Origin of the sequence: Amycolatopsis sp. NPDC101161, assembly GCF_044768185.1 — a bacterium.
Classification (GTDB): domain Bacteria; phylum Actinomycetota; class Actinomycetes; order Mycobacteriales; family Pseudonocardiaceae; genus Amycolatopsis.
The window spans coordinates 239,472-253,251 of sequence record NZ_JBIWPI010000004.1 but is presented as its reverse complement, the minus strand read 5'-3'; the positions used below and the strand labels follow the sequence as shown (position 1 = coordinate 253,251).

The 13,780-nt window shown below is 71.2% G+C and carries 14 protein-coding genes; 10 read left to right on the top strand and 4 right to left on the bottom strand.

Annotated elements, in window-relative coordinates:
- Positions 1–3: 3 nt before the first annotated feature.
- The 4 genes from ACIRSS_RS28645 (at position 4) to ACIRSS_RS28630 (ending at position 3,652) form a co-directional block, all read left to right on the top strand.
- Positions 4–1,188 (top strand): 5-(carboxyamino)imidazole ribonucleotide synthase, encoded by a 1,185-nt coding sequence (locus ACIRSS_RS28645; RefSeq protein ID WP_400900220.1) that lies wholly within the window; start codon positions 4–6, stop codon positions 1,186–1,188.
- Positions 1,189–1,202: 14 nt separating this feature from the next.
- Positions 1,203–1,700, top strand: a complete 498-nt coding sequence (purE, locus tag ACIRSS_RS28640; RefSeq protein WP_400900218.1) for a 5-(carboxyamino)imidazole ribonucleotide mutase — start codon at positions 1,203–1,205, stop codon at positions 1,698–1,700.
- Positions 1,701–1,799: 99 nt separating this feature from the next.
- Positions 1,800–2,792, top strand: a complete 993-nt coding sequence (locus ACIRSS_RS28635) for a hypothetical protein (RefSeq protein WP_400900216.1) — start codon at positions 1,800–1,802, stop codon at positions 2,790–2,792.
- Positions 2,789–3,652 carry a hypothetical protein gene (locus ACIRSS_RS28630; RefSeq protein WP_400900214.1) on the top strand — a complete coding sequence of 288 codons (864 nt, stop codon included), beginning with the start codon at positions 2,789–2,791 and terminating at the stop codon, positions 3,650–3,652. The genes ACIRSS_RS28635 and ACIRSS_RS28630 overlap by 4 nt, the downstream gene beginning before the upstream one ends.
- A gap of 1 nt (position 3,653) precedes the next feature.
- Here ACIRSS_RS28630 and ACIRSS_RS28625 read toward each other — a convergent pair whose 3' ends face one another.
- The gene (locus ACIRSS_RS28625; RefSeq protein ID WP_400900212.1) at positions 3,654–5,330 is read right to left on the bottom strand and encodes a class I adenylate-forming enzyme family protein; all 1,677 of its coding nucleotides are present in this window, start codon (positions 5,328–5,330) and stop codon (positions 3,654–3,656) included.
- A 110-nt stretch (positions 5,331–5,440) separates the two neighbouring features.
- On the opposite strand from ACIRSS_RS28625, the gene ACIRSS_RS28620 reads away from it, so the two are divergent.
- The 4 genes from ACIRSS_RS28620 to ACIRSS_RS28605 all read left to right on the top strand — a co-directional run bounded on the left by ACIRSS_RS28620 (position 5,441) and on the right by ACIRSS_RS28605 (position 9,171).
- Positions 5,441–6,598, top strand: a complete 1,158-nt coding sequence (locus tag ACIRSS_RS28620; protein WP_086683039.1) for an acyl-CoA dehydrogenase family protein — start codon at positions 5,441–5,443, stop codon at positions 6,596–6,598.
- 240 nt (positions 6,599–6,838) lie between these two features.
- Positions 6,839–7,228 (top strand): hypothetical protein, encoded by a 390-nt coding sequence (locus ACIRSS_RS28615; RefSeq protein ID WP_400900210.1) that lies wholly within the window; start codon positions 6,839–6,841, stop codon positions 7,226–7,228.
- 519 nt (positions 7,229–7,747) lie between these two features.
- A complete protein-coding gene (locus ACIRSS_RS28610) occupies positions 7,748–8,677 on the top strand; it encodes an esterase/lipase family protein (protein ID WP_400900208.1) in 930 nt (309 codons plus the stop codon).
- 68 nt (positions 8,678–8,745) lie between these two features.
- Positions 8,746–9,171 (top strand): hypothetical protein, encoded by a 426-nt coding sequence (locus tag ACIRSS_RS28605; RefSeq protein WP_400900207.1) that lies wholly within the window; start codon positions 8,746–8,748, stop codon positions 9,169–9,171.
- On the opposite strand, the gene ACIRSS_RS28600 is transcribed toward ACIRSS_RS28605, so the two are convergent.
- Positions 9,168–9,563, bottom strand: coding sequence for a hypothetical protein (locus tag ACIRSS_RS28600; RefSeq protein WP_400900205.1), 396 nt, complete (start codon positions 9,561–9,563; stop codon positions 9,168–9,170). The genes ACIRSS_RS28605 and ACIRSS_RS28600 overlap by 4 nt on opposite strands.
- 137 nt (positions 9,564–9,700) lie before the next feature.
- Here ACIRSS_RS28600 and ACIRSS_RS28595 point away from each other — a divergent pair, with 137 nt between their 5' ends.
- Complete coding sequence (locus ACIRSS_RS28595; RefSeq protein ID WP_400901891.1) at positions 9,701–10,516, top strand: DUF1206 domain-containing protein; 816 nt, start codon at positions 9,701–9,703, stop codon at positions 10,514–10,516.
- On the opposite strand, the gene ACIRSS_RS28590 is transcribed toward ACIRSS_RS28595, so the two are convergent.
- Positions 10,513–12,363 (bottom strand): GTP-binding protein, encoded by a 1,851-nt coding sequence (locus ACIRSS_RS28590; protein ID WP_400900203.1) that lies wholly within the window; start codon positions 12,361–12,363, stop codon positions 10,513–10,515. The genes ACIRSS_RS28595 and ACIRSS_RS28590 overlap by 4 nt on opposite strands.
- A 259-nt stretch (positions 12,364–12,622) precedes the next feature.
- Here ACIRSS_RS28590 and ACIRSS_RS28585 point away from each other — a divergent pair, with 259 nt between their 5' ends.
- Entirely contained in the window at positions 12,623–13,063 is a 441-nt protein-coding gene (locus tag ACIRSS_RS28585) for a DoxX family protein (protein ID WP_400900201.1), read from the top strand.
- Here ACIRSS_RS28585 and ACIRSS_RS28580 read toward each other — a convergent pair.
- On the bottom strand, positions 13,060–13,770 hold the full coding sequence (locus ACIRSS_RS28580) for a TIGR03089 family protein (protein ID WP_400900200.1): 711 nt from the start codon (positions 13,768–13,770) through the stop codon (positions 13,060–13,062). The two genes, ACIRSS_RS28585 and ACIRSS_RS28580, sit on opposite strands and share 4 nt — an antisense overlap.
- Between the last annotated feature and the right edge of the window lie 10 nt (positions 13,771–13,780).

Sequence of the window (13,780 nt, the reverse complement as noted above, 5' to 3'; positions counted from 1 at the left end):
GCTATGGACAAACACACCGGTCTGCCCGTCGTGGGCATGGTGGGCGGCGGCCAGCTGGCCCGGATGACCCACCAGGCGGCGATCTCCCTCGGCCAGTCCCTGCGCGTGCTCGCCGCGAGCGAGAACGAAGCGGCGGGGCTCGTCGCGGGCGACGTCACCCTGGGGCACCACACCGACCTCGACGCGCTGCGGAAGTTCGCGGCCTCGGTCGACGTGCTCACGTTCGACCACGAGCACGTGCCGGGCGAGCACCTGCTGACGCTGGCGATGGAGGGCTACGCGATCCGTCCGGCGCCGAGCGCGCTGGGCTTCGCGCAGAACAAGCTGGTGATGCGCGAGATGATGGCCGGGCTCGGCGTGCCGGGTCCCGCCTTCGCCGAGGTGTCCACTGTGGACGACGTGGTGCGGTTCGGCGGCGAGCACGGCTGGCCGGTGGTGCTCAAGGCGTCGACCGGCGGCTACGACGGCCGCGGCGTCTGGATGCTGGACACCGCGCAGCACGCCCGCGAGACCGTGCCGGAACTGCTCGAAGCGGGCACGGCGCTGCTGGTCGAGGAGAAGGTGGCGATGCGGCGGGAGCTGGCCGCGCTCGTCGCCCGCTCGCCCTTCGGCCAGGGCGCGGCGTACCCGGTGGTCGAGACGGTGCAGGAGGGCGGCATCAACACCGTGGTCCTCGCCCCGGCGCCGGGCCTCGCGCCCGAGCGCGTCCACGAGGCGCAGGACCTCGCGCTGCGGGTGGCGTCGACGCTGGACGTCACCGGGCTGCTCGCGGTCGAGCTGTTCGAGACCGACACCGGGCTGCTGGTGAACGAGCTGGCGATGCGCCCGCACAACTCCGGGCACTGGACGATGGACGGCTCGCGCACGTCCCAGTTCGAGCAGCACCTGCGCGCGGTGCTCGACTACCCGCTGGGCCGGACGGACCTGATCGCGCCGGCGTGCGTGATGGCGAACGTCCTGGGCGCGCCGGAGCTGCCGAAGATGGGCCCGGACGAGCGGCTGCACCACCTGTTCGCGCGGTACCCGGAAGTCCGGGTGCACCTGTACGGCAAGCAGGAGCGGCCGGGGCGCAAGCTCGGGCACGTCAACTTCACCGGCGAGCGCATGGAGGACCTGCGCAACCGCGCGCTGCTGTCGGCGCACTGGCTGTCCCACGCCGTCTGGCTCGACGGCTACGAGATCCACTGACGGGAGTATCGGGTATGGCGCCGCAGGTGGGCGTGATCATGGGCAGCGACTCGGACTGGCCGGTGCTGGAGGCGGCCGGCGCGGCGCTGGACGAGTTCGGCGTCGAGTACGAAGTCGGCGTGTATTCGGCGCACCGCACCCCGCAGCGCATGCTGGACTACGCGACGTCGGCGGTGGCCCGCGGCATCCGCGTGATCATCGCGGGCGCGGGCGGCGCGGCCCACCTCCCGGGCATGGTCGCCTCGGCGACGGTCCTCCCGGTGATCGGCGTCCCGGTCCCGCTGAAGTACCTGGACGGAATGGACTCGCTGCTGTCGATCGTCCAGATGCCGGCGGGCATCCCGGTGGCCACGGTCTCAGTAGGCGGCGCGCGCAACGCGGGCCTGCTGGCGGTCCGCATCTTGGCAGCATCCGACGAGGGCCTGCGCTCGAAGATGGCGAAGTTCCAGCAGGACCTGGAGAAGCTGGTCCTGGACAAGGACGCGGCGCTACGCGCCAAGGCCGGCCGCTGATCGCTCCGTTCGGCTGAGACTCTCCGAAACCGCCACGCCCGTCCCGGCGAACCCGTTAAGGTCCGGGCTCCGGTTGGCGGCGTCTTCGAAGGGCTAGTGATGGCGGATTCCCGGTCGGACGACGGCGTTTCGGTGCCCTGGCTCGCCGGGCTCGTCCTGGCGGGCATCGGGGTCGGACTGGCCGTCGTCGCGTTGACGTTCCCCTGGGTCACGGTCCGGACCGATCCGCAGAGCGCGTCGTTCGACCTCACGGTGACGAGCATCGAGCGGCAAGGCCCGACGTTCGCCGTGCTGCTCGTGGTCGCCGCAGTGGGCGCGGTCGTGGCGTTCGCGGCCGGGCGCCGCGGGGTCGGGGCGCGGTGGCTGGTGGTCGCCGTGTGCGCGCCGTTGCCCGCGCTGGCCGCCCTGTTCGTCGGGCTGCGCGCCAACGCGGCCGACATCCGCGCCGGTGTGCAGTCGGCCGGTCTGAACTCGGAGCGGGCGGCCGCGGACTTCCTGGTGACGCCGGCCCAGGGCCTGGTGTTCTACACGACCGGGCTGCTGCTGCTCGGACTCGGCGTCGCCATCGCGGGCATCCCGGCCGGCACGCGTCTCTCGATCGCGTCGACGACGGACGCGGAGCCGCGGCGGCGGACGCCGGTCGTGCGGGTGACGGCGCTGGTGCTCGCCGTCCCGCTCGTCGTGCTGTCCCAGTCGCTGGCCTGGTTCGAGGTCGACAACTCCGACGGCGAGCTGCCGGCCGTAGTCACCGGCTGGCCGGGGATCTACCGCGCCGGCTTGGTCGCGGTCCTCGTGCTGCTCGTGGGTATCGCGCTGACGACGGGCTGGCGGCGCAACGCCTTGCGCCTGGCCGCCCTGTACGTGTGCGGGGGCCTCTACGGCGTGCTGCTGATCAACGCGTGGCTGCTGTGGGACCCCACCGGGGTCGCGGACCGGATCAGCACCCATCGCGATGAGCTCGAGCTGGGCCTCGGCTACTTCGCGTCGCTCGCCGCGGTGCCGTTGCTGGCCGTGGTGGCCGGTCCGCGGCCGGCTCCCGAGCCGGAGTCCGAGCCGGAGTCCGAACCGGCGCAGGAAGGTGTGGAGGCGTGAACCGCAGGCGGAAACCGGTCGTCGCGGGCCGGACGACGACCCTGCGTCCCGCGGAGCGGCCGAAGCGAGGGCCCGGGTGGTGGCACCGGCTCGGCAAGGTGCCGAAGGCGCTGGTCGCCACCGCGACCCCGCTGGTGCTCGCCGTCGCGATCCCCGGCGTCGCGCCGCTGGCCGCCGACCGGACGCGGGACGTCTTCTCCGACGAAGTGCTGACCGCGCACGGGGAGAGCTACCCGAGCCTGGTCGCCGGGGCCTACTGGGCGACCGACGCCGTGCTGACCGTCCCGTCGTCGTACGACGTGTTCGACGAGATGAGCCGGCACACCTCCGCTCAGCTGGGCACGTCCGGCCAGCAGGTGACGCTGGAGAGCCACCGGTCCGGCCGAATCGACCTCGAGAAGATCACCGCGGTAGTCGAGGAGCGGTGCACACCGCTGGCGGGAACCGCGTTCGTCGCCGACCCGCAGGGCTCCGGCGAGGCGGCGCTGATCGAGTTCCGGCTCGACGCCGCGGCCGGCACGGAGATCCCGGCCCTGGTCCCGGGCGACGACCCCGGTGGCCCGACCCGGCCCTACCTGACGGACGGCAAGGTCCGGTTCGTCGAGCAGGGCAAAACGGAACACCTGGTTATCCGCGCGCACACGGAGAAGTGCTTCTGCCGCTGGCGGGTCCGGATCGAGTACAGCTACCGGGGCAGCCGCCGCTCGCTGGTCGTCCCGCCATCCGGTCAGCCGGCGTTCGCCACGACGGCCTGGGGCCCCCACGACGTCGAGTACAACATGCACTCGGGGGAGACCGGGATCGGGCCGAAGCGGCACGACTGCCGGGCGCAACCGGCGAGCTGCCGGTTCAAGCCGTAGCTCAGCCGTCGAGCTTGCCGATCAGCTGCTGCCGCAGTTCGCGCTTGAGCACCTTCCCCGCGGCCGACACCGGGATCTGCTCGACCACGTGGACCTCCCGCAACCGCTTGTACGGCAGCACCTTCTCGTTCACCGCGGCCATCAGCTCGTCGGCGTCCAGTTCGCCGCGCGGGACGACGAACGCCACCGGGAGCTCGCCGACCTCGGTGTCCGGGCGGCCCACCACCGCCGCTGCCGCGACGCCCGGCATCGTGATCAGCAGCTCCTCCAGCTCGCGCGGGAAGACGTTGTACCCCTTGTACAGCAGCATGTCCTTCTTGCGGTCCACGATGGACAGGTAGCCGTCCGCGTCGAGGATGCCGATGTCGCCCGTGTGGAGCCAGCCGTCGACCAGGGCCGCCGCCGTCTCCTCGGGGCGGTTGCGGTAGCCCTGCATGATCTGCGGGCCGCGCAGGCAGACCTCGCCCTTCTCACCCGCCGGAAGCGGGTCCTCGCCGCCCTCGGCCGGGACGATCTTGACCTCGGTGTCGAAGATCGGGACGCCCACCGAGCCGACCTTGCGCGTGCCGGAGACGTACGTCGGCGAGATCACCGCGCCCATCGTCGCCTCCGTGAGGCCGTAGCCCTCGCTGACCACCACGCCCGGGAACCGCTCGCGCAGCGCGTTGATCATCGCGTGGTTCATCGGCGCGGCACCCGAGCCGATCGCGCGCACCGAAGACAGGTCCGCGGTGTGGAACGACGGCGTCGCGAGCAGCGCGGCGAACAGCGCGGGGGCACCGCCGATGCCGGTGATGCGCAGCCGTTCGGCGTCGGCGACGTACGCGGGCGGGTCGAAGCGCGAGTGCAGGACGATCGTCGTCCCGGCCATCACCGCCGCGTTCAGGCCGCCGATGATGCCCATCGCGTGGAACCAGGGCGTCAGGTTGATCGCGACGCCGGTGCCCAGGCGCGTCGGCCACTCGTCCTCGCTGCCGATCTGGTCGAGCGTGATGTCGCCGTGCGCGTCGAGCGCCGGGACCGAGCCGCTGCCCCAGCACGAGTGCTGCAGGGTGTTGACCACGACGTTGCGGTGCGTGAGCCGCACGCCCTTCGACCGGCCGGTGGTGCCGCCGGTGTAGGCGAGGTGGGCGAGGTCTTCGTGGACGTCGGTGTCCACCGATGGGCGCGTCTCGGGGTGGCCGGCATGGAACGCCTCGAACTCGAAACCGCCTTCGGGCAGGTCGCCGGTCGGTCCGACGACGACGGTCAGCCGGACCGGGATCCGGTCGGCGACGCTCGCCAGCGCGCCCGCGACCGGGCCGAACGTCACGACGGCGGCGGCCTCGCAGTCGGTGAGCTGGAAGGCGAGGTCCTCCGGCGGGAGCAGCGGGTTGGCCGGGCTGAAGGTGGCCCCGGCCAGCATCGTGCCGTAGTAGGCGACCGGGAAGGCGAGGCAGTTCGGCAGGTGGAGCGCGACGACGTCGCCGCGGCCCACGCCCTGCGCCCGCAGCGCGTGGGCGAAGCGGCAGGCCGCGCGGTAGGTCTCGGTGAAGGTGAGGCTGCGGCCGTCGTGGGCGAAGGCGGTCCGGTCGCCCCAGCGCGCGGCGCCCGCGGCGAGGATCGAACCGACCGGGACTTCGGGGTAGTCGAGGGAGGCGGGCAACCCGGGCGGCGTCGTCGGCGCGGTGAGCGGCATCACTCGACCTTACGAATTCTGCGGTCCACGACACAAGGACGCAGCCGGTCGGTGAACGAGCGCTAACATCGAGCAGGACTCTCCCGACGTCGTAGAGAAGGTGACCCGAAGTGACCGACGGCCTGTACCAGCTTGCCGAGGAGCACGAGGAGCTGCGGGCCGCGGTCCGGGCCCTGGCCGAGAAGGAGATCGCGCCGTACGCGGCCGAGGTCGACGAGAACGAGCGCTACCCGATCGAGGCGTACAACGCGCTGGTCAAGTCCGGGTTCAACGCCGTCCACATCGGCGAGGAGTACGACGGCCAGGGCGCGGACGCCGTCGGCGCCTGCATCGTGATCGAAGAGGTCGCGCGGGTCGACGCGTCGGCGTCGCTGATCCCGGCGGTGAACAAGCTCGGCACGCAGCCGATCATCCTGTCCGGTTCGGAGAGCGTGAAGAAGCTGGTGCTGCCCTCGATCGCGTCGGGCGAGGCTTCGGCGTCGTACGCGCTGTCGGAGCGCGAGGCCGGTTCGGACACGGCGTCGATGCGCACGCGCGCCCGGCTCGACGGCGACCACTGGGTGCTCAACGGCACCAAGTGCTGGATCACCAACGCGGGCGAGTCGTCCTGGTACACGGTGATGGCGGTGACCGATCCGGACGCGGAGAAGAAGGCCAACGGCATCTCGGCGTTCGTCGTGCACAAGGACGACCCGGGCTTCTCGGTGGGCCCGAAGGAGAAGAAGCTCGGCATCAAGGGCTCGCCGACGCGCGAGATCTACTTCGAGAACTGCACGATCCCGGAGGACCGGATCATCGGCGAGCCGGGCACGGGCTTGAAGACGGCGCTGCGGACGTTGGACCACACCCGCCCGACGATCGGCGCGCAGGCGCTGGGCATCGCCCAGGGTGCTTTGGACGCCGCGGTGGCTTATGTGAAGGACCGTCGGCAGTTCGGGAAGTCGATCGCCGAGTTCCAGGGCGTCCAGTTCATGCTGGCCGACATGGGGACGAAGATCGAGGCGGCTCGTCATTTGGTTTACGCCTCGGCGGCGGCTTCGGAGCGCGGGGACAAGCGGGCTGGATTCATGGCTTCGGCGGCTAAGGCTTACGCGTCCGATATCGCCATGGAGGTGACCACGGATGCCGTTCAGCTCTTCGGTGGGGCTGGGTACACGCGGGACTTCCCGGTTGAGCGGATGATGCGGGACGCGAAGATCACGCAGATTTATGAAGGTACGAACCAGATTCAGAAGGTTGTCATGGCTCGAGCTTTGCTCAAGGGCTGACTTCGACGTCGAGCGGCCCCCGGTGCGACCATCGCGCCGGGGGCCGCTTTGCGCGTACGGGATGAAACAAGATCCGCCGACGAACCGACTCCCAGGCGACCGTTTCCAGCGCTAGGAGCAGCCGGTGATCGTGACAACTTCTTCGGACGGCTTCGTCCTCGGCATGATCGCGATCGTCGTCCTGTTGGCCATCGCGGTGATCTTGCTCGCGTACATCGCGATCAAGCTCGGTGGGCGCTGATGACCCGGCTGATCTGTTCGGCGATCGGCGCCCTCGCCCTGCTCGGTGCCGTTCTCGTCATGCTGCTCCCGCTGCCGCCCCAGGACCTCGGTGTGCTCGAGGGACCGCTCTACTGCGGCCCGGGAGCGTCGTCGAACAACACACTGCAGATGATGGTCGACCCCGATGCGGTGAACCGGGACGACTCCGCGGCGTCGTCGGCCGGCCGGTCGACGCCTGAGGAGCGGCAGGCTGAGGCGCGGCGGGCGCAGCGGAACGTCCAGATCTGCCAAGGCGCGGCCAAGTCGCGGTTCGTCTGGGCGGTGGCGCTCCTGATTGCCGCGGTTGCCGTCGGGCTGGCGGTTCCTTCGATCGCCGGCGCCGCGCGGCGGCGGCCCCGCGCGCGATAGCTCGGACCTGGAACGGACCACGGCCGCACCCCGAGGCCCCGGTTGTGGCCGCCCTCGGAAGCTCTAGTTGGTCTTCGCCACCCCGATGCCCGATTGTGACTACGGCAGGCGGTACCGCGTCAAGGCGGGAAAGCGTGCCTTGACCCGGCACCGCCGGCCGTGTTCTGGCTTCCGATCGGGGTTGCGGGGAGGGCTGGGTCTCGGGTTCCCGGCCTGGCCGACCTCCGCCCCCGGTGGGATCCTCACCGGGGGCTTTGGTCTGCCGGCAATGCTGGATAACCACGTCACACCCGGCGTGCCTCGTCGCACTTGCGGCCACCAAGCCGCGCGGCGGGGAACAGTCGCGCCTGAACTGGCTATCCGCCTCCAGTTTCTCCGACGTCCACCGTGGGTCGCAAGGCTCCTAGCAGGTGTAACCGGGCAAGAAAATCACTCACCAGGGGGAGTGTCCGGACAAGTTACTTGCGCGTTAACTCTCTGGTGACGTGGATCACCATCCTTCACAGAGAGGTGAACCGGATGGGTGCAACGACGCGCAGGTGGCTCACGGTGGCCGTCGCTAGCGCGGTGACGCTCACGCTAGGTGCCGGGGTCGGGCAGGCCGCCGGACGGGAACCCACCGGGCCCGTTCAGCCCAACATCCTCACCGCCGCCGCCTACTCGCTCGGCGATCCGACCATCGCTCCTCCTGGGGCGAACGACTGGAACTGCAAACCCACCGCCGCGCATCCCAATCCCGTTCTCCTCTCCAACGGGACCACCGCCAACGCCTACGAAAACTGGGCCAACCTCTCCCAGAAACTCGCCAACGCGGGTTACTGCGTCTTCGCCGGCAACTTCGGCGGGGCGCCCGGGGCCTTCCTGCAGACCGTCGGGCCCATCGCCGACACCACGAAAGCGCTTGCTGCCTTCGGGGACAAGATCCTCGCGACGACCGGGGCCGCCAAGCTCGACGTCGTCGGGCACTCGCAAGGCGGGATGAACGTGCGGTACTGGATCAAGTACCTCGGGGGCGCGAGCAAGATCAGCCGGGTCGTCGGGCTCTCTCCCTCCAACCACGGGACCGACCTCTTCGGCCTGCTCAGCACCCTCGAAATGATCCCCGGGGTGCCCGCCGCGCTCGGGACCGTCTGCCAGGCCTGCAACGAACAGGCCGTCGGCTCGGACTTCCTCACCGATCTCAACGCCGGGGGCGAAACCGTCGACGGCATCCAGTACACCGTCATCCAGACCCGGTACGACGACGTCGTCACGCCGTACACGAGCGCGTTCCTGCCGCCAAAGAACAACGTCAAGAACATCCTGCTGCAGAACGTCTGCGTGCTCGACTTCACCGACCACCTCGGCATCACCTACGACCCCGTCGCCGAGGGGCTCGTGCTCAACGCGCTCGACCCGGCCCACGCCAAGACGCCGCCCTGCGTGCCCGTGCCGCCGGTGATCAGCTGAGTTTCGCCACATGAGACATAACCCACCGCCGGGGCGGATTTCCGCTCCGGCGGTGTCACTCTCGAAGCATGTACTGGCCGGTTCCGGCGTCCTGGACGCCCCACGACGAAGCCGAGCTGGTCGCCGGCTGGCGGCTGTGGCTCGAGCTGTCCGACCGCGCCTGGCCGACGGCCGCCTGGGACGGCACGCCCGCCGGTGCCGTCCGCCAGCTGCGTGACCTGCTCGCCGCCTGCGACGAGATCGAGACGGCCTACCGCGCGGCTGCCGCCGAGCCGTCGCCCGGGTTCCTCAGCCTCACGCAGGGCCTCGCCGTCACGGCGGGCTCGGCCATCTCGCTCTGGTTCGACGACTTCGACCAGCTCGACGGCGAACGCGCCGCCCTGCTGCACGACGACCTCGCGCGCTTCGCCGAGCAAGCCGAGCAGGTGCTGACGCTGCTGGCGGTCAACGGCGGCTGGGCGCGCCTCGACGAAGTCCGGCGCCGCCCCGCCTAAGCCAGCGTCGGGTCCGTGCCACCGCCCTCGACGGGCCGGAAGCGCGTGCCGCCCAGGAACTCGTCGAGCGGGCGCCCGAGCGTCAGCTCCGGGCCCGGTTCGAGGGCCCAGGCCAGCTCGATGAGCTCGTCCACGTGCTGCCGGCGCTCGACGCGGTGGGCGATCTCGGCGCCGTCCAGCGACCACGTGCCGTCGAGCTCCATCCGCAGCCGCAGGGCGAGCCGGCCCGGTCGCGGCTCCGCCCAGTCGAAGCGGTGGACGGCGAACTCCGTGCTCCAGCTCGACCAGTACTGCCAGCCCGTCCCGTCGGCGCGGAAGCCGAGCTCGGTGTACTCGGGTGAGCCGGGGTACAGCTCCGACTCCGACCAGTAGCCGACCAATCGCGCGTTCACCCGGCGATCGTTCCACAGGCACAGCAAGTGATTACGCCGCTTGGCCCAGCCGATGACGCCCCGGAGTGGGTACCCGACCGGGCATGAACCGGACACCAGACCGCACGAACCGGGCCGAGGCGAAGGCCGAAAGAGGAGTGCACCGGACCGAGGCCGACGCCCAGCGGGGCGAGAAGAGCGACACCGCTCAGCTGCTCGGCCGGATCGGCATGGCGTGCTACGGCGTCGTGCACCTCGTCATCGCCTACCTCGCCGTCCAGGTCGCCTTCGGCGACAGGGAGCAGGCCGACCAGAAGGGCGCCCTGCAGCAGATCGGCTCGACGGCGTTCGGCCAGATCCTGCTGTGGATCGTGGCCATCGGCCTCGTCCTGTTCGGCCTCTGGCAGTTCCTGATGGCCGCCACCGGCTACGAGTGGGTCAGCGGCGGGAAGCGGACGCGCAAGCGGATCGGCGCCGCCGCCCGCGGGGTCATCGTCATCGTGCTGGGCTTCACCGCGTTCCGGATCGCCACCGGCAGCGGGGGCGGCGGGTCGAGCAGCCAGAACCAGCAGGAGTTCACCGCCAAGCTGCTGAAGCTGCCCGCCGGCCGGGCGCTGGTGGTCATCGCCGCGGCGTGCGTCCTCGGCGTCGCCATCGCCGCCGGGGTGAAGGGCTTCAAGAAGAAGTTCCTCGAAGACCTGAACACGAGCGAGCTGCCGGGCAAGGCCCAGCGCTGGATCGGCGGCGTGGGCCAGGTCGGCTACCTCGCCAAGGGCGTCGTGCTGGCCGTGGTCGCGATCCTCCTCGCCATCGCCGGGTTCCAGGCCGACCCGAACAAGGCCGGCGGGCTCGACTCCGCCCTCAAGACGCTCGCCGCCCAGCCCTTCGGCACCGTGCTGCTGACCGTCGTGGCGCTCGGCCTCGCCGCGTTCGGCGCTTACTGCTTCGGCGCGGCCTGGGCCCACAAGCGCTAACGCCGAGCCACCCGCGCGAGGTACTCCTTGCGGTCCAACGGGTTCTCGCCGGTCCGCGGCCGCGTCGGCGGCGGGCCGGGGTACGGCCGGTAGCCGGCGAACTCGCTGAGGAAGACGCCCTCGCCCTGGCTCAGGGCCGGCAGCGCCCGCTCGAACGCGTGAACGTGCTCGGCGGGGATCGTCCCGTGCAGCGTGCACGACGACGGCCCCACCACCGGTTCGCCGGGCACCGCACGCAGGTTCGTGAGCTTGAGCAGCACCGCGCTGACGGCGTTCGCCGGCACCTCCAGTTCGAAGCGGTGCACCGGCTCGTGCACCCGCGTCCCGGCCTCCCGCAGCGCCGCCATCAGCACCAGCGGCGTCATCTTGCGGAAGTCGCCCGCCGCGCTGAGCGGGCTGAAGAACGCCGTGTGCGTCAGCGTGACGGCGACGTCGAGCACCTCCCAGCCGTACAGCCCCTGCTCGAGCGTGCTGTGGACGGTCTCCTCGATCGCCTTGTGGAACGCCAGCGGCAGCGAACCCAGCTCGACCGACAGCCCGAACGCGACCCCGGGACCGGGTTCGACGCGCAGCCCGACCGTCGCGAAGAAGTACAGCCGCTGCGCCGGATCCAGCCCCTCGACCGCTTCCCCGGCGCCGACCGGCTTCTCGACGTACAGCGTGCGCGTCTCTTCGAACGTGACGTCGATGCCGGCGCCCTCGGCCAGCATCGAGCGCAGCACTTCCTTCTGCACTTCGCCGTAGAGCCGGACCGAGACGTCGTGACCGCGTCGGCGGACGTCGATCAGCGGGTCCTCTTCGGACAGTCGGGTCAACGCGGTGAAGAGCGCCGCGGCCCGCTCGGGCCGGACCGGGCGCACGACGGTCTCCAGGCTGGGCGGCGCGAACACGCCGTCGCGGGCGGTGCCGGGGGAGCCGAGGCGGTCGCCGATCCGGACGTCCCGCAGCCCGCGCACCCGGGCGACGTCGCCGGCGAGCGCCACGTCGTCGCCGGCGACCTCGAGCGCCGAGACCCGGCCGGTCAGCTCGGTTTCGCCGCGGTAGAAGGGAATCCGCTGCCGTGGCGCGAGTGAACCGGAGTGCAGGCGCGCGTAGGCGATCTTCTCGCCGGCACGGCCGCGGTCGATCTTGAAGACCGTCGCGGCCAGCCGGCCGGCGCCGGTGCGTTCGGTCGCCGGGAGCAGCTCGGTCATCGCCGCGACGAGGTCCGCGACGCCGGTGCCGGTGATCGCCGAGCCGGTCAGGACGGGGTGCACCAGGCCCCGCGCGACCTGGCGAGCCAGCTCGGCGCGGCAGGCGGCTTCGTCGACGCGCTCGTCCACATAGGACTCCAAGAACGCGTCGTCGCCGTCGGCCAGCAGCTCGGCCAGCTCGCCGGGTGACGCGGTCAGCGCGATCGCCCGCGGTGCCAGCTTCGCGCGGATGTCGCCGAGCTGGTCGCGGGCGCCCATCCGGTCGACCTTGTTGACGAAGACGAGCGTCGGGATGCCGAGCCGGCGCAGCGTCCGCATCAGCACGCGGGTCTGGGCCTGCACGCCTTCGACGGCCGACACCACCAGGACGGCGCCGTCGAGCACGCGCAGCGCGCGTTCGACCTCGGCGATGAAGTCCGAGTGGCCCGGGGTGTCGATCAGCGTGATCCGGGTGTCGCCGGCCAGGAACGAGACCACCGCGGAGCGGATGGTGATGCCGCGACGGCGTTCCAGCTCCAGGGAGTCGGTCCGGGTGTCGCCGCTGTCGACGCTGCCGAGGTGGTCGATGGCGCCCGCTTCGAAGAGCAGGCGCTCGGTCAGGCTGGTCTTACCGGCGTCGATGTGCGCGAGGATGCCGATGTTCAGGGTTTTCACGGTCGTGGGAGGTCCTTTGTGATGCGGGTGACAGGCCGGGCAGGTCGGTCTGTCGGCGCATCGGGGGTCTCCTCACGGTCGTCGACGCAGGTCAGGGCGAAGGTAGCGCTCGTTCCGGTGGTCGCCAACCGCTTTTTCCCGGCACAGCCGGTCCCTGTCGGTTCCCTGTCGATCACCCTCCGATGCTTCGATCGGGCGTTCCGGGGCCCTAACTTGAGGCGGGTCAGTTGAAAATTCACCCACCGGGGAGCTGAAACCGATGTTCGGACGAGTCAAGGACGTGGCGCTGCTGCTGGGGAGGATCGGCGTCGCGGTCGTCTTCCTCGCGCACGGGCTCCAGAAGTGGAACAACGGCATCGACGGCACGGCGAAGTTCTTCGAGATGTCGGGCATCCCGCTGCCCACGGCGGCCGCGGTCTTCGCGATGACCGTCGAGATCCTCGGCTCGGTCGCCTTCATCGTCGGGTTCCTGATGCCGCTGGTGGGCATCGGGTACGTCGTGATTTCGGTGGGCGCGCTGCTTTCGGTGCACATCGACAACGGCCTGACCGGCCAGGGCGGCTACGAGCTGGTCCTGGTGCTCGCGCTGGCCGGGCTCGCCCTCGGCTTCAACGGCGGCCGCCTGTCGCTGGACCACCTGCTGTGGGGTCGCAAGCGGGCGCGCCGCGAAGCCGAGGTCGGCGAGCTGCAGAACGCCTAGGCCGGGAGGTCCGCCGTGGTGCGTTCGGCATCACGGCGGGCCGCCAGCTTCGCCTGGTCCGCGTTGCTCACGTGGACCAGGTGGGCGCCCGCGGCGAGGGGGACGAGCAGGCCGTCGAGGACGCCCTCCGGCCCGGTCCAGTCCCGGGTGGACAGCACCCGGTCGTCGGCGGTGAGGCCGAGTTTCGCCGCGCGGGCGCGGGCTTCCGCCAGCAACTCGTCCACAGTGGACTCGAACAGCGCGGGCGTGTCACCCGGGATCGGGAAGAGCGGGCGGTACTGGTCGCCCGCCGCGCGGGACTCCGTCAGGTAGTCGAACGCGCCGCCGCCGGGCGGCTCGGCCAGCCCGCGGCCCATCGGGTCGAGCGTGACGACGGCCGTCGCCGCGGCGCCGGTCGGTTCCGGGTCGTCCGGCCCGACGAACGCCACCCGCGCGCCGGCGCCCTCGGTCACGACGCGCGCCCCGCACCACCACGCGCCGAGCAGCACGCCGACGGTCTGCCAGTGCGCCGGGAGCTGCACGGCCACGGCGTCGCCCGGCTCGACGTCGAACTCCCCGGTCAGCCAGTTGGCCGTCTTGGCCGCCCAGTTGGCGGTCGTCACCACGGACAGCTCGACGCGGCTGCCCAGCTGGTCGTCGTAGTGGGTGATCAACGGTTTCGCGGGCGAGGCCAGCAGCGGGCGCAGCAGCTCGTCGGTCAGGCTCATGCGGACAGGC

Coding starts and splice junctions, on each gene's coding strand:
- ACIRSS_RS28645 (WP_400900220.1), top strand. CDS start 4: ATGGACAAACACACCGGTCTGCCCGTCGTGGGCATGGTGGGCGGCGGC.
- purE (WP_400900218.1), top strand. CDS start 1,203: ATGGCGCCGCAGGTGGGCGTGATCATGGGCAGCGACTCGGACTGGCCG.
- ACIRSS_RS28635 (WP_400900216.1), top strand. CDS start 1,800: ATGGCGGATTCCCGGTCGGACGACGGCGTTTCGGTGCCCTGGCTCGCC.
- ACIRSS_RS28625 (WP_400900212.1), bottom strand. CDS start 5,330: ATGCCGCTCACCGCGCCGACGACGCCGCCCGGGTTGCCCGCCTCCCTC.
- ACIRSS_RS28615 (WP_400900210.1), top strand. CDS start 6,839: ATGACCCGGCTGATCTGTTCGGCGATCGGCGCCCTCGCCCTGCTCGGT.
- ACIRSS_RS28610 (WP_400900208.1), top strand. CDS start 7,748: ATGGGTGCAACGACGCGCAGGTGGCTCACGGTGGCCGTCGCTAGCGCG.
- ACIRSS_RS28605 (WP_400900207.1), top strand. CDS start 8,746: ATGTACTGGCCGGTTCCGGCGTCCTGGACGCCCCACGACGAAGCCGAG.
- ACIRSS_RS28585 (WP_400900201.1), top strand. CDS start 12,623: ATGTTCGGACGAGTCAAGGACGTGGCGCTGCTGCTGGGGAGGATCGGC.
- ACIRSS_RS28580 (WP_400900200.1), bottom strand. CDS start 13,770: ATGAGCCTGACCGACGAGCTGCTGCGCCCGCTGCTGGCCTCGCCCGCG.